We start from the raw sequence: 14,122 nt of genomic DNA, 5'->3' as shown, positions 1-14,122 counted from the left end.
CATGCACCCACGAAGTACAGAAAAAAATACCGAATCACTGATCCCGGATTGCTGCAATCTGGGAGTGATATTTCGAGTGCTGACCGCAAGTAATCTGGTGGTCTTGTTGGGTTTTTGCTTTCGCGGCGATATCTGGCAATTGCTGTTACAAAACTTCATCGAATCAGCCATGCTGATTGAAAGCATTACGTTAACGTCTTTGGTCATGCTATGCGGTGTGCGGCGATTGCACAAACCATATCCTATCTCTGCAGAATTGCAGCGCCTGATCTGCGGATTGATTCCGGGACTCATCAGTTACGCTTTGTTGTCGTATCTTGTCAGTATGGAGTGGTTTCTGCTCAGCTTTCCGCGTATCAATCTGATGTTCGTTGTTTTTTTTAGTTTTTTGATGGGATTGCTGTTTCAGCAGTATTTTGAACTCAGGACGATGGCTTATTCTCCAGCGCTTGGCGAGGCGAAGTTGCAGGCGTTACAGGCGCGGATCCGACCTCATTTTTTATTTAATAGCCTCAATACTGCCTTGTCGTTTGTTCGTACTGAGCCGCGTCGGGCAGAAACCTTGCTTGAGGATTTGTCCGATTTATTCAGAGTATTGATGCGGGACACGCGCAATATGACCAGCCTGCAAGAAGAAATTCACTTGTGCAAGCAGTATCTGGCGATAGAAAAAAGCCGATTGGGTGAGCGTTTGCAAGCAGAATGGTTCTTGGATAAATTAAGTCTGGAAGATTTGCAGCGAATTGAAATTCCAGCCTTGCTGTTACAACCTCTGGTAGAGAATGCGGTGCATTACGGTGTGGAACCGGCAGTTGGTCAAAGTAAGATCATGATAGAAATTAAAAAAAATATGGATAAAATTGCAATTTCCATAGTCAATCCTTATCATGCCGAAGTTCATACTCATTCAGGAAACCAGATGGCACTTGAAAATATTCGCCAACGTTTAAGTTTGCTGTATGACATCGAAGCGCAGATCAGTTACGGAATTACTGGTACTAAATTTGAAGTTAAATTGTATTTTCCAGCCAGAAGATGAATCCAGTCAAAATATTAATTGTTGATGATGAATTACCTGCCAGGCAACGCATGGCGATGTTGTTGTCGGATATTCAGGATGTTTGTCCGACAACGGTCGTTGGAGATGCCGGTAGCGCCCAGGCTGCGATGGTGTTCCTGGAAACCTGCACGCCAGATATTATTTTGCTCGATGTCCAGATGCCAGGAACGACGGGCATAGAACTGGCTCAGCAATTAGCTGCTACAAAAGCGGGAGTGTCTCCGGCGATTATTTTTGTTTCTGCCTATGATGAATATGCCATCAAGGCCTTTGATGTACACGCCATGGATTACCTGCTTAAGCCCGTTCGTGCAGGTCGACTGGCTGAGGCCATTGCGCGTATTGTCGAACGCCAGCCCAGGCATCTGCAAGCCGCGTCCTTAGTGGTGCAGGTACAAAAGAAACAGCACTTTTCTGTTCTGGAGCGAGGACGAATTTTATTGGTGCCCGTAGTGGAGGTATTGTTCTTAAAAGCGGAGCAAAAATACGTCACCTTGCATACCCGGCAACGTGAGTACCTGATTGAAGACTCTTTAACTTCAATAGAAGAAGAGTTTTCGGATTTGTTTGTGCGTGCGCATCGTAATGCATTAATCAGAAAGAGTGCCATCAAAGGCGTTGAGCGTTCGTCACATATTCACGATGCACATGGCGAGCATGAAAAGGTGACAGAGGCTTGGCAGATCATTGTTGATGGTAGTCATGAGCGCTTGCCAGTGTCACGCAGACAATGGCCGCTGATTAAAGCGCTGGTGCGTTGATATCTGGTGTTGGTTGATTCGACATGATGAGGTTATCGCCAGACTGGCAGACCAGTCAGATCCGTATTCTCATCGTGCACCCAAGCTGGCAGACCACTCAGATCTGTTGGGCCAAAAACTTCAAGTAATTCCAGTTGCTCCTGTTTCAACGCCTTGCCTTGTTTTTGACGCACAGCATTTTTTTTGGTGCTGTTTTCTTGCACTAAGGGAGGGCTGAATCCTGGAAGTTCCATCGTCGAATTATCTTTGCTGTCTTTCATATCTGCACAAAATAAACTGGAAATAATACGATGAATGATGACGATATGCGATGAGAGAAAAAACGTCATTCTGCACCGAGTCAGCCTGACATCTGCTGACTGACTCATTGCGACAAAAATTTCTGCGTCGACTTGTGAGGAATTTGGTTGCGGGGGCAGGATTTGAACCTACGACCTTCGGGTTATGAGCCCGACGAGCTGCCAGACTGCTCCACCCCGCGTCTGAAGAGGGCGAATTCTACAGGGTATCGAAGGCATATACAACCTTTGCATAAAAATATAAATTAAATAGCGGCTGCCACGCGCGAAACTGCTGATCCGATTGTGGTCTTCATTACTCTTCATTGCACCGACTAAATAAGATCGCACCGATATTACGGCTCGTGGTCATCGTCATGCTTTGTCAGTGAGCTATCTTGTAAAAATATTGAATAGCTGTTTTGTACAGGTCATGATGCTTACTTGTTGAAAGCCATCGTTTCTATTGGAAAATATTGCATTTGCTTGCAAACATCTTGAGATTTACATGCATAATGGATTTCAGGAAACATTCTGTTGATACATGCTTACCCATGTATCAATGGCAATGAGGAATTTTTACGATAAAGGAGCGTGCTGCAGTGATGGAATATGATGTGATCGATACGCAAATTTCGCCTGAAGGACGGATGGAAGTGTTGTCCAAAGCGGAAGTAGGCAAATTACTGGACAACTCTCATGGCGGCTTGTATCAGATTTTTCGCAGTTGTGCGCTCGCAGTACTGAACTGTGGCAGTGGGCTGGATGATGGTAAAGAGCTCCTGGAGCGCTACAAAAATTTTGATATCAGCATTATTCAACGAGAGCGAGGCATCAAGCTGGATGTAAAAGGTGCTCCTGCCAGTGCTTTTGTGGAAGGCGTGATGATCAAAGGTATACAGGAACATCTGTTTGCCGTATTGCGCGATATTGTTTTTATCAATGCAGAATTTGCAGACGGCAATAAATTCGATCTGAATACCACCGAAGGTGTCACTGATGCGGTATTTCATGTACTGCGTAACGCAAATTTGTTGCGGCCGCAAGTCAACCCTAATTTGGTAGTTTGCTGGGGTGGACATTCGATTTCGGGGCAAGAATACGATTACACCAAGCAGGTAGGATATCAACTTGGTTTGCGTGGTATGGATATTTGTACTGGTTGCGGCCCTGGTGCCATGAAAGGACCCATGAAAGGCGCCACAATCGGGCATGCTAAGCAAAGAACGAGTAGCGGGCGCTATCTGGGGATAACCGAACCTGGCATTATTGCTGCGGAAGCCCCAAATCCTATCGTCAATGACTTGGTGATCTTGCCAGATATCGAAAAGCGTCTGGAAGCGTTTGTCCGCATTGGGCATGCCGTAGTGGTGTTTCCGGGTGGTGCTGGCACGGCAGAGGAAATTTTATATTTACTTGGCATATTGCTGCACCCTGATAATGCAGGAATACCGTTCCCTCTGATTTTTACCGGACCTGAAAACGCAGCCGATTACTTTACGCAGATTGATCAGTTTATCGGTGATACTTTGGGCTCTGCGGCGCAACAACTTTACAAGATCATTGTGAATAATCCGGTTCAAGTGGCGCAGGAAGTCCAGAGCGGTATTAAGCAGGTGCGGGAATTCCGTAAGAACAAAGGCGATGCGTATTACTTTAACTGGCTGTTAAAGATTGATACTGAGTTCCAGCATCCTTTCATTCCGTCGCATGAGAACATGAAAAACCTGGCCTTGCACAAGAATCAGGAACGTCATTTGTTAGCGGCAAACTTGCGCCGTGCATTTTCGGGTGTTGTGGCGGGTAACGTCAAAAATCAGGGAATTCGTGCGATCGAAAAGCATGGACACTTTGAAATTCATGGCGATCCTGCCATTATGGAGTCCATGGACGCCTTGTTAGCCTCATTCGTTGCGCAAAAACGCATGAAATTACCAGGCAAAGCGTACACTCCATGCTATCGCATCATAAAATGAGCTTCATGGTAGCGAGTCAATAAGATAATAATTGATCAATTCTTTCACTTTTAAGGATGACAAACATGAGTACCGTACAACAAGAAGTCGATGAGCGTACCAATCTGACTGGCTCTAATAAATTTGAATTATTACTTTTCCGCCTTGGTGGAGACGCCAATGGTGATCGTTCAGAATTGTTTGGCATCAATGTATTCAAGGTTCGGGAAATTGTCGCTATGCCTGCCATTACGGCAGTTGCCGGTGCGTTGCCGCATATGTTGGGCGTCGTGAATTTGCGCGGACAGATTATTCCTGTGATTGATTTGCCAGCGGTAGTGGGATGCAAGCCAAAGACCGGCCTGAACATCATGCTCGTGACGGAATATGCACGAACCACGCAAGGCTTTGCCGTGGAGTCTGTCGAAGAAATCGTGCGCCTTGACTGGAGTCAGGTGCTTTCTGCTGAAAATAGCAATGTCGGTGGGATGGTCACCAGTATTGCCCGATTGGATGGCGATACTGAAAATACGCGTCTGGCACAAGTGCTGGATGTTGAGCAAATTCTGCGCCAGATTACGCCATCAGATAGCAAAGATGTTGATCCGGATACGATTGGCGACAAGCTGCAACTCAAAGATGGCGCCGTGATCCTGGCCGCCGATGATTCTGCTGTTGCGCGCAGTCTGATCGAGCAAGCGCTGGAGGCGATGGGCGCTAATTACATCATGACTAAAACAGGTAAAGAAGCATGGGATAAATTGCAGTCCCTCGCAACCGCTGCGCAGTCTGAAGGTAAGCATGTCCGGGATAAAGTGGCGATGGTGTTAACGGATTTGGAAATGCCTGAGATGGATGGTTTTTCGTTAACCCGAAAAATCAAACAGGATGAACGCTTTAAATTTTTGCCGGTGGTGATTCACTCTTCTTTGTCTGGCTCGACAAATGAAGAGCACATCAAAACGGTCGGTGCGGATGCCTATGTGGCAAAGTTTGTGGCAGAAGAACTGGCGAATACCATACGTAAAGTATTGATTAAATAATCGACGTTAATACCAAAAAGGCGCATTGATTGCGCCTTTTTTTATTGATGAATGGTGTACAAAGATGGATATTAAGGACTGAGTAAGGACTGAGTGGTGCTTACTGTGGAACTCGCTGCCATCCGCCAGGGCAGGTTTTAATGGCAGGATAAAAACCATCTGGCTGATGACAGTAAAGCCAGTCTCCAGTATTGTTCACAGGGTTGTTGGCCGGAGTGCTGTTAGTCCAGGAGGATTCTGATGGCTCACCATAGATGACGGCTGCCGGAGCAATATAAGTGACAGTGGGAGCGATGATGACTTCGGGCTCACGACGGTAGGCATAACCGTAGGGATAATACGGTGCGCCATAATAATATCGGCCAGAAATAACCGGAAATGGATTGATGTAAAAACCAAGGCTCACCCCGCTATGGTGATGCCCATAAGGGCGATCTGCCCAAGCCGAACAAGATATTGCCAGCAGGAGCAAAGTCGTCAGGTAACGATAAATCAATTTCATCATGAGTGCCAATACCATATTGAAGTAGGACAACGATTGAGTGTAGATCGAAAAATAGAAACTGGCAGTAAAAATTACACTCCGTTACCGCAAGCGTCTCTGGTGCAACATTGCTACACTCGCCAAGACATTTTTTTGTTACCTCAGTCCTGATCCACATGATTGGCACTCTTTTTGCCACTCGTTTTCGATGCTCAATATATTCAATAGCGGACCTATTTAAAAGGACATTTATGTTGAAAAGAAACTTCTTTAAACCCGGCTTGATTGCAGCGCTCATCTGTGGCGGTAGTCTTTTGGGTTTACCAGTGTCAGTACTGGCGCAAACCGCGGTGTCCAATCAATTTGTTCTGGAATCCATGACAATGGATATGAAGGCCGACCCCTGCACGGATTTTTTTCAGTATGCCAATGGTAACTGGCTGAAAGCGCATCCGGTTCCTCCTGATCGCGCAAGGTATAGTGCCTATGACGAAGTCACTGAGCGCAATTTGCTGGCGCTCCGGGAAATCGCAGACACAGCTGCTGCTGCGGGTGAAAATACGACTACCGCTGCAAAGTTGGTCGGCGCTTTTTATGCCAGTGGTATGGATGAGGCGCTGATTGAAAAAGAAGGTACCAGGCCTTTGCGGGCTCAACTGGAAAAAATTAATGCAATCAGTGATGTTCGCCAGCTATTACAAGTGCTGGCAGGCATGCATCAGCAAGGCGTGATGCCTTTGTTTAATTTTTCTGTTGATCAGGATGCTAAAAATACGACGCGCTATATTCCGCAAGTAATGCAGGGTGGTCTGGGTTTGCCGGATCGCGATTACTATGTAAAAAACGATCCGAAAACAAAACAGATCCGTGCTCAGTATCAAGCGTACATCGAACACATCTTTATCTTGCTGGGAGATTCCGCGGATGCTGCCAAACAGCAGGCAGCGCTTGTGCTGGCGCTCGAAACACGTTTAGCGAATGCATCACTGACGAAGGTGGCATTACGCGATCCACAGGCCAGCTATCATTTATCGACATTGACTGAGCTGCAAAAACTGGATCGTCGCACGCCCTGGACCACTTATTTCGAGCAGATCGGATTGTCTCAGCCAGGACAATTCAACCTCGCACATCCGCGATTCATGCTTGAAGCCAGTAATATGCTCAATACCCTTCCGATGCAGCAGTGGAAAATATATTTACGCTGGCAACTCGCAAATGCACGCGCTAAAGACTTGAGTTCCGGATTTGTTAACGCGCATTTTGATTTTTATGGGAAAGTGTTGGCCGGAACCAAGGAGTTGCAACCACGCTGGAAGCGGGTGCTGACAACGATAGATGTACTCGCTGGCGAGGCCATGGGCGAATTATATGTAGCACGCTACTTTCCGCCAGAGGCCAGGGCAGGCGTACTGGATATGGTCGGCCATATCAAGGCCGCAATGCGCGAGCGGATCGCCAAATTAGCGTGGATGTCAGAGGCGACCAAGCAGCAGGCCTATAAAAAACTCGATACTTTACTGGTAAAAATCGGTTACCCCGATGTCTGGCGTGATTACAGTACATTGCAGATCGATCGTCATTCATATGCCGGGAATACAGCACGTGCAGCAGAATTTGAGTTCCAGCGAACACTGGCAAAGTTGGGGAAACCCATTGATCGTCATGAGTGGATCATGACACCACAAACGGTGAATGCCTATTACAATCCGACGATGAATGAAATGGTATTTCCGGCAGGTATCTTGCAGCCTCCGTTGTACCATCTCCAGGCAGATCCGGCTGCCAACTATGGCAATACTGGCGCAACCATCGGGCATGAGCTGACACATGCATTTGATGATGAAGGCCGTCAATTTGATGCGGAAGGTAATTTGAAGAGCTGGTGGAGCAAGCAGGATGAGAAAAAATTCTTGCAGAGGGTGAAGTCAATCGAGCAGCAATTTAACGAATTCAATCCGATAGATCAGTTGCATATTAACGGTAAGCTGACTGCCGGTGAAAATATTGCTGATCTTGGTGGTTTAAAAATTGCGCTGCAAGCCTTACATCAGTCACTGCAGGTTAAGCCGCAAGCAGAGCAAATTGATGGATTGACGCCGGATCAGCGGTTTTTTATCGCCAATGCCCAGAGTTTTCGCAGTCAGATTCGTGATGAAATGCTGCGGTTGAAACTGGTGACAGACCCGCATGCGCCGGATCGCTATCGTGTCATTGCTCCTATCGCCAATATGCCAGAGTTTGCTGATGCTTTTCAGTGCAGAGGCAAGCGTTCACCATTACGTACCGGCATCAAGCGTGTGGATATCTGGTAACAGCGTATACTGTCGGCGAATGTGATTTAAGCTGGCATCGTTAGCCCCAGTTCGTTGCGGACTCTGCAATGATGGTTAAAAGAGGGGAGTATCAGGCATATTCAATCTGCTACACATTGAATACTAAGGCTGGTTTTTTAATACTCCCCCTGTGTATATTTAGTCTGGATGTCTTGGCATCTGACACTTTTTCTTCTCAATACATATGGAAACTACTAAGGTTGTTGAATTTGAACGTCCACAAATGGATGTCGGAAGCAGTTGCACTGCAAATGCATGGGCGCGTATTCCCGATGCACCAAGTGCAGCAGAAAAAATTGCGTTGAAAGAAAAAGTACGTCAGTTGCTCAAGGAAAAACAGGCCGTACTGGTCGCACACTATTATGTTGATGCAGAGTTGCAGGATTTAGCGGAAGAAACCGGTGGTTGCGTTTCTGATTCACTGGAAATGGCGCGTTTTGGTCGTGATCATCCTGCGAAAACGCTGGTGGTCGCAGGTGTCAAATTCATGGGGGAAACTGCCAAAATCCTGAGTCCTGAAAAAACCATTCTGATGCCCGATCTGGATGCGACCTGCTCACTGGATTTAGGCTGTCCGGCAGAGGAATTCGCTGCATTTTGTGATGCGCATCCTGATCGTACTGTGGTCGTTTATGCCAATACCAGTGCCGCAGTCAAGGCCAGAGCCGACTGGATGGTGACATCGAGTATCGGTCTGGATATCGTGGCACACCTGCACGCACAGGGAAAAAAAATTCTGTGGGCACCGGATAAACATCTGGGCGGTTACATACAGAAACAGACTGGTGCCGACATGTTGTTATGGCAAGGCTCTTGCTTGGTGCATGACGAGTTCAAGGGAATAGAACTGGATACTCTCAAAGCCGAACATCCGCATGCCAAAGTGTTGGTACATCCTGAGTCCCCTGCTGCGGTGGTCGCGCTGGCGGATGTCGTGGGATCAACGTCACAAATGATCCATGCCGCTCAAACGATGGATGCAGAAGAGTTCATCGTTGCGACGGATAACGGTATTTTGCACAAAATGCAGATGGCAGCGCCCAACAAGCGATTCATTGTTGCACCGACGGCTGGCAATAGCGCGACGTGTAAGAGCTGTGCGCATTGTCCGTGGATGGCAATGAATGGTTTGCGTAATTTGGTACAAGTGCTGGAAACTGGCGAGAACGAGATTCAGGTTGATGCAGCAACGGGCGCAAAAGCGAAGCTGTGTATTGATCGCATGCTGGATTTTGCTGCCGCTAAAAAAGCGAATGTCCGACCTTCCGGAGATCTGGCACAGGATGGGAAATTATTTTCTGGTATTGGTCCTGCCTGAGCCTTTTAAATATTGAAAAACTCACATTGAAAAACGCATATTGATATCTCATAAGGCGACACCAGATGCACCAGAGATATTCTGAAATGTTCCCGACAACTCAGTGTGGTGCTACGTCGCTGACCACTACAGAAACATCAGCGATCTACGCAGCGCTTACACAAAAAGTTGAATAGATGAAGGTAAAAGAACGATGTCCAGTAATTTAAAGAATACGCACTTGCCATTTGATCCTGATCTGCAAGCTGCTTTTGAACGTAATGTACGTGATGCGTTAGAAGAAGATGTTGGTGCTGCAGACCTGACCGGTTTGTTAGTTCCGGCAGATGAGCGTGTGAAAGCACAAGTCATCGTGCGGGAAGATGCTGTTCTGTGCGGCGCTCCTTGGTTTGATGCTGTCATGGCGCAATGTGATGCCAGTATTGTCATTGACTGGCAATATGCGGAAGGTGATGCAATGAAGGCAGATACTGTTGTTTGCCGCATTGATGCTCCAGCCCGCGCCTTGCTTACAGCGGAACGTTCGGCGCTGAATTTTTTGCAGCTGATGTCGGCAGTCGCTACTGCCACCGGGCATTACGTCAGCATCATTGCAGGTACCAAAGCGGCGATTCTGGATACGCGTAAAACCTTGCCAGGCATGCGTCTCGCACAGAAATATGCAGTGCGTGTCGGCGGTGGAAAAAATCAGAGACTGGCGTTGTATGACGGTATTCTGATTAAAGAAAACCATATCGCAGCTGCCGGTGGTGTCGCTGCCGCAATGAAACAGGCATTGAGTCTGAATGCGGGTGTCAGCATTCAGATTGAAGTAGAAAATCTGGACGAATTACGTGTTGCTCTTGAAGCTGGCGCGACTTCAGTTTTGTTAGATAACTTCGATACCAGTATGATGCGTGACGCAGTAGCTCTCAATGCCGGACGCGCTTTGTTGGAGGCGTCTGGTGGTGTTGACCGTAGTTCAGTACGAGCAATTGCGGAGACAGGTGTTGATCGAATTTCTATCGGTAGCCTGACGAAAGATATCAAGGCGACAGATTATTCCTTACGGATTATTTAATTTCTTTAAGGCGCTGCGTTGCAGTGTTCTCAGGTAGTTTTATATTGCCTGATTTGAAAAAAGCCGTTTCTGATCGATGGCAGAAACGGCTTTTTTAATGACGTTTTTCACTGACCTTTTAAAAAATTAATTTTGCTTTTTGCGTTTGGGCGTCAGTACCGTTGGCAATGCTTTCGGCAGAGTATCGGGATAGTCGCGGCTGAAATGAAGTCCGCGACTTTCGCGGCGTGACAGTGCACTGTTGACGATCAAGGAAGCGACTTCAACCAGATTGCGCAATTCCAGCAAATGGTTCGTGATCCGGAAATTGGCATAATATTCGTCAATTTCTTCTTTGAGGAGACGTATCCTGTGTTTGGCGCGCTCTAAGCGTTTTGTGGTGCGTACGATGCCGACGTAGTTCCACATAAAACGGCGTAACTCATCCCAGTTGTGTGCGATCACCACTTCTTCATCCGCATCAGAAACCCGGCTCTCGTCCCAGTCAGGAAGTGCGATAGGATTATGCCGTTCCTGACTTTCTATATGTTTTGCCGTAGCGTGACCAACAACCAGACATTCCAGTAAGGAATTGCTGGCGAGGCGATTCGCGCCGTGCAGGCCGGTGTATGCAGTCTCACCGACGGCATATAAACCAGGCAAATCTGTTCTTCCATCAGTATCGGTAACGATCCCGCCGCACGTGAAATGCACTGCCGGAACGACGGGAATAGCCTGCTTGGTGATGTCAATGCCGAGTTCCAGGCAACGTGCATAGATGGTCGGAAAGTGTTCCTTCAGAAACTCCGGCGGTTGATGGCTGATGTCGAGTTCTACATAATCCAGACCGCGCTTTTTCATTTCAAAGTCGATGGCACGCGCCACTACGTCACGCGGCGCCAGTTCTTCGCGATCATCATGTTTTGGCATGAAGCGTTTGCCAGCTGATGCGCCTGCTTCCGGAGGTAATTTTAAAACACCGCCTTCACCACGAACTGCCTCTGTAATCAGGAAGGATTTGGCAAAAGGATGGTAAAGGCAGGTCGGGTGGAATTGTATGAATTCCATATTGCCGACACGGCATCCTGCTCGCCAGGCCATCGCAATGCCGTCGCCAGTCGCGGTATCAGGGTTGGTAGTGTAGAGGTAGACTTTACCTGCACCACCGGTTGCCATGACGGTATGTTGCGCTGAAAAGGTCAGTACTTTGCCTGTTTTGACATCTTGCACATATAAACCGAGGCAGCGTGGTGTTGGTGATGTGTCACCAAGCTTGGCGGAGGTAATGAGGTCAATCGCGTAGTGATGCTCAAAAAGAGTAATGTTGGGGTGATCGCGTACTTTTTGTTCCAGCGTGACCTGTACCGCATGTCCCGTCGCATCGGCCGCATGAATGATCCGTCGCTGGCTATGGCCGCCTTCTCTGGTCAGATGAAAGCCTAACTCAGCGCCTTCGTCTTTTGTGAAAGGAACGCCTTGTTCAATGAGCCAGTCAATGGCTTGACGCCCGTGTTCCACAATATAGCGTGTCGCCCCTTCGTCACACAGGCCACCACCTGCGATCAGTGTGTCTGAGATGTGTTGCTCATGACTGTCATGTGAATCGAGCACGGCGGCGATTCCACCCTGAGCCCAATTGCTTGCGCCATCAAGTAATTCACGTTTTGAGATGATGGCGACCTTGCGGGTTTTTGCCAGATGCAAGGCGACGGAGAGGCCTGCAAGGCCACTGCCAACGATGGCAACATCAAAATTCTTCATTATGTTCTGCTGGTATAGGGTGAAAGCGAATGTGTCCCGGGCTGCTATTTTACTCGGGTGTGCTCAATACGGGTTTTACTTTGCCAGCAGCTTCCTTGGCAAGGCGGCGCGCTGTGTCAGTATCGGCTGCTGTTGCCAATGCCACGCCCATGCGGCGGCGGGCAAATGATTCTGGCTTGCCAAACAGGCGAATGTCTGTGCCTGGTGTTTGCAGTGCCTCAGCAACGCCTTCGAACGCAATTGCTTTTGCGTCGTGTTGACCGTAAATGACAGCGGATGCTGCCGGACTGCGCAGCGTGACGTCAACCGGCAATCCCAGGATGGCTTTAGCATGTAATTCAAATTCATTCTGCACCTGGCTCGACAGTGTCACCATGCCCGTATCGTGTGGGCGGGGACTGACTTCAGAAAACCAGACCATATTGTCTTTGACGAATAACTCCACACCGAACAATCCTGGCCCGCCCAGGTTATCAGTCACCTTTTTTGCTATCTCCCTGGCAAGTCGTATTGCTTCTGGGGGCATGATCTGGGGTTGCCACGACTCAACATAATCGCCTTGAACCTGTACGTGTCCGATAGGTTCGCAAAAATGGGTTTGTGTTGAGCCATCGCTGCTGATTGCGCGCACGGTCAGTTGTGTTATTTCATAGTCGAAATCGATAAATCCTTCTACGATAACGCGTCCAGAATTGACTCTTCCACCCGCTGCTGCATAATCCCACGCAGTTTCAATATCAGCCTCGCTGTTTAGTTTTGACTGACCTTTGCCTGAAGAAGACATGACGGGTTTGACGATACACGGAAAACCAATTTCTTTGCATGCCATGTGCAACTCGTCGAGACTATCTGCAAAACGGTAGGGCGACGTTGCAATGTTCAAGGTTTCTGCAGCGAGTCTTCGAATTCCTTCGCGGTTCATGGTCAGCCATGCTGCTCGTGCAGTTGGAATAACCCGCGCTTTTCCCGCGTTTTCCAGCTCCAGCAGCATGGGGGTGGCGATAGCTTCAATTTCCGGTACGATCAAATCAGGCTGTTCTTGCTCAATCAATGCGGCGAGCGCTGCTCCATCTGTCATGTCGATCACATGCGCACGATGTGCCACCTGATGGCCTGGTGCATGAGGGTAGCGGTCAACGGCGATGACTTCTACGCCAAGTCTCTGCAGTGAAATAATGACTTCTTTGCCTAGTTCCCCGGAGCCGAGCAGCATGACTTTCGTGGCGGATGGGGATAATGGTGTACCGATATTCTTCATAGTTGTCATGAAATATGGGGTGAATCTGAAATAAAGATATGTGAATATGTGAATGTGTATGGTCTGGTGCTCATCTACTCGAGCAAACTCAGGAAACAGGATTTTTGTATCCGATAAACGATGTAAGCCAAATTATACTCCCGGGATAACGCTGAATTTGATTAACTGGGCGCTGAGAACTTGCAAACTGCTTGACACAAGTCTTGCCGACTTGCTCTAATACAGGATGCAGATTTCCTGCTTGCCGTGATAGATGCACGACCAAGAAACTAATCGAATACATCGTCGCGAAATTCAAATTTTTGTGAGGGGGCTATAAGTGAATAAAACTGAGTTAATCGATCATATTGCGAAAACAGCGGATATTTCTAAGGCAGCTTCGTCGCGCGCTCTGGACGCATTGATTGGCGCGGTCAAAACAACCTTGAAGAAAAATGGAACCGTGACACTGGTCGGTTTTGGTACTTTTTCTGTAGGTAAGCGTGCAGCAAGAACTGGCCGTAATCCACGTACTGGCGAAGCAATTAAAATCAAGGCAGCCAAGGTTCCTAAATTTAAACCTGGCAAAGCATTGAAAGATGCTGTAAACTAATGCACTTCTGTAGCGCGGTGACTAGCGCTGCAGCATTTGTTGGTGTGATGGGGCGCTTAGCTCAGTTGGTAGAGCGGAGCCCTTACAAGGCTTAGGTCGGGAGTTCGAGCCTCTCAGCGCCCACCATTCAACAAACATGGCAGTACAAAAGGAGTGGTAGTTCAGTTGGTTAGAATACCGGCCTGTCACGCCGGGGGTCGCGGGTTCGAGCCCCGTCCGCTCCGCCAGAAAACCGAA

The 14,122-nt window shown here is 48.0% G+C and carries 12 protein-coding genes and 3 tRNA genes; 10 read left to right on the top strand and 5 right to left on the bottom strand.

Translation table 11 applies throughout. The features are described from left to right. Window position 1: 1 nt before the first annotated feature. Entirely contained in the window at window positions 2-1,039 is a 1,038-nt protein-coding gene (locus ACO0LB_RS16735) for a sensor histidine kinase (protein ID WP_423051113.1), read from the top strand. After that, complete coding sequence (locus ACO0LB_RS16730) at window positions 1,036-1,821, top strand: LytR/AlgR family response regulator transcription factor (protein WP_423051111.1); 786 nt, start codon at window positions 1,036-1,038, stop codon at window positions 1,819-1,821. The genes ACO0LB_RS16735 and ACO0LB_RS16730 overlap by 4 nt, the downstream gene beginning before the upstream one ends. 32 nt (window positions 1,822-1,853) lie before the next feature. Here ACO0LB_RS16730 and ACO0LB_RS16725 read toward each other — a convergent pair whose 3' ends face one another. Both ACO0LB_RS16725 and ACO0LB_RS16720 read right to left on the bottom strand, forming a co-directional pair. Continuing rightward, complete coding sequence (locus ACO0LB_RS16725; protein WP_423051109.1) at window positions 1,854-2,150, bottom strand: hypothetical protein; 297 nt, start codon at window positions 2,148-2,150, stop codon at window positions 1,854-1,856. 75 nt (window positions 2,151-2,225) lie between these two features. Further along, window positions 2,226-2,302: transfer RNA gene (locus ACO0LB_RS16720), tRNA-Met, on the bottom strand. A gap of 402 nt (window positions 2,303-2,704) precedes the next feature. On the opposite strand from ACO0LB_RS16720, the gene ppnN reads away from it, so the two are divergent. Both ppnN and ACO0LB_RS16710 read left to right on the top strand, forming a co-directional pair. Beyond that, a complete protein-coding gene (gene ppnN / locus ACO0LB_RS16715) occupies window positions 2,705-4,075 on the top strand; it encodes a nucleotide 5'-monophosphate nucleosidase PpnN (RefSeq protein ID WP_423051163.1) in 1,371 nt (456 codons plus the stop codon). A 65-nt stretch (window positions 4,076-4,140) separates the two neighbouring features. Then, a complete protein-coding gene (locus ACO0LB_RS16710; RefSeq protein ID WP_423051107.1) occupies window positions 4,141-5,097 on the top strand; it encodes a chemotaxis protein in 957 nt (318 codons plus the stop codon). Window positions 5,098-5,197: 100 nt separating this feature from the next. Here ACO0LB_RS16710 and ACO0LB_RS16705 read toward each other — a convergent pair whose 3' ends face one another. Beyond that, window positions 5,198-5,602 (bottom strand): hypothetical protein, encoded by a 405-nt coding sequence (locus ACO0LB_RS16705; RefSeq protein ID WP_423051105.1) that lies wholly within the window; start codon window positions 5,600-5,602, stop codon window positions 5,198-5,200. 230 nt (window positions 5,603-5,832) lie between these two features. Here ACO0LB_RS16705 and ACO0LB_RS16700 point away from each other — a divergent pair, with 230 nt between their 5' ends. The 3 genes from ACO0LB_RS16700 to nadC all read left to right on the top strand — a co-directional run bounded on the left by ACO0LB_RS16700 (window position 5,833) and on the right by nadC (window position 10,295). Beyond that, complete coding sequence (locus tag ACO0LB_RS16700; RefSeq protein ID WP_423051103.1) at window positions 5,833-7,896, top strand: M13 family metallopeptidase; 2,064 nt, start codon at window positions 5,833-5,835, stop codon at window positions 7,894-7,896. Between the two features lie 205 nt (window positions 7,897-8,101). Beyond that, complete coding sequence (gene nadA, locus ACO0LB_RS16695; RefSeq protein ID WP_423051101.1) at window positions 8,102-9,235, top strand: quinolinate synthase NadA; 1,134 nt, start codon at window positions 8,102-8,104, stop codon at window positions 9,233-9,235. Window positions 9,236-9,428: 193 nt separating this feature from the next. Continuing rightward, a complete protein-coding gene (gene nadC / locus ACO0LB_RS16690; protein WP_423051099.1) occupies window positions 9,429-10,295 on the top strand; it encodes a carboxylating nicotinate-nucleotide diphosphorylase in 867 nt (288 codons plus the stop codon). 126 nt (window positions 10,296-10,421) lie between these two features. Here the strand turns inward: nadC and nadB are convergent, their stop codons facing one another. Further along, the gene (nadB, locus tag ACO0LB_RS16685) at window positions 10,422-12,035 is read right to left on the bottom strand and encodes an L-aspartate oxidase (RefSeq protein ID WP_423051097.1); all 1,614 of its coding nucleotides are present in this window, start codon (window positions 12,033-12,035) and stop codon (window positions 10,422-10,424) included. Window positions 12,036-12,084: 49 nt separating this feature from the next. Then, window positions 12,085-13,302, bottom strand: coding sequence for a formate-dependent phosphoribosylglycinamide formyltransferase (purT, locus tag ACO0LB_RS16680; RefSeq protein WP_423051095.1), 1,218 nt, complete (start codon window positions 13,300-13,302; stop codon window positions 12,085-12,087). 310 nt (window positions 13,303-13,612) lie between these two features. Here purT and ACO0LB_RS16675 point away from each other — a divergent pair, with 310 nt between their 5' ends. The 3 genes from ACO0LB_RS16675 (at window position 13,613) to ACO0LB_RS16665 (ending at window position 14,112) form a co-directional block, all read left to right on the top strand. Then, window positions 13,613-13,885: an HU family DNA-binding protein gene (locus ACO0LB_RS16675; protein ID WP_186885834.1), complete on the top strand. Its 273-nt coding sequence runs from the start codon at window positions 13,613-13,615 to the stop codon at window positions 13,883-13,885. Between the two features lie 50 nt (window positions 13,886-13,935). After that, a tRNA-Val gene (locus tag ACO0LB_RS16670) sits at window positions 13,936-14,011 on the top strand. 24 nt (window positions 14,012-14,035) lie between these two features. Further along, window positions 14,036-14,112, top strand: a tRNA-Asp gene (locus tag ACO0LB_RS16665). Window positions 14,113-14,122: the final 10 nt, after the last annotated feature.

The organism is Undibacterium sp. SXout7W (genome assembly GCF_049339385.1).
Taxonomy (GTDB): Bacteria; Pseudomonadota; Gammaproteobacteria; order Burkholderiales; family Burkholderiaceae_D; genus Undibacterium.
This window is presented reverse-complemented; position numbering and strand designations above follow the sequence as displayed.

What these genes read in the sequence shown, in the direction of transcription:
- ACO0LB_RS16700 (WP_423051103.1), top strand. Translation starts at nt 5,833, where the DNA reads ATGTTGAAAAGAAACTTCTTTAAACCCGGCTTGATTGCAGCGCTCATC.
- nadA (WP_423051101.1), top strand. Translation starts at nt 8,102, where the DNA reads ATGGAAACTACTAAGGTTGTTGAATTTGAACGTCCACAAATGGATGTC.
- ppnN (WP_423051163.1), top strand. Translation starts at nt 2,705, where the DNA reads ATGGAATATGATGTGATCGATACGCAAATTTCGCCTGAAGGACGGATG.
- purT (WP_423051095.1), bottom strand. Translation starts at nt 13,302, where the DNA reads ATGACAACTATGAAGAATATCGGTACACCATTATCCCCATCCGCCACG.
- ACO0LB_RS16735 (WP_423051113.1), top strand. Translation starts at nt 2, where the DNA reads ATGCACCCACGAAGTACAGAAAAAAATACCGAATCACTGATCCCGGAT.
- ACO0LB_RS16725 (WP_423051109.1), bottom strand. Translation starts at nt 2,150, where the DNA reads ATGACGTTTTTTCTCTCATCGCATATCGTCATCATTCATCGTATTATT.
- nadB (WP_423051097.1), bottom strand. Translation starts at nt 12,035, where the DNA reads ATGAAGAATTTTGATGTTGCCATCGTTGGCAGTGGCCTTGCAGGCCTC.
- ACO0LB_RS16730 (WP_423051111.1), top strand. Translation starts at nt 1,036, where the DNA reads ATGAATCCAGTCAAAATATTAATTGTTGATGATGAATTACCTGCCAGG.
- ACO0LB_RS16705 (WP_423051105.1), bottom strand. Translation starts at nt 5,602, where the DNA reads ATGATGAAATTGATTTATCGTTACCTGACGACTTTGCTCCTGCTGGCA.
- nadC (WP_423051099.1), top strand. Translation starts at nt 9,429, where the DNA reads ATGTCCAGTAATTTAAAGAATACGCACTTGCCATTTGATCCTGATCTG.
- ACO0LB_RS16710 (WP_423051107.1), top strand. Translation starts at nt 4,141, where the DNA reads ATGAGTACCGTACAACAAGAAGTCGATGAGCGTACCAATCTGACTGGC.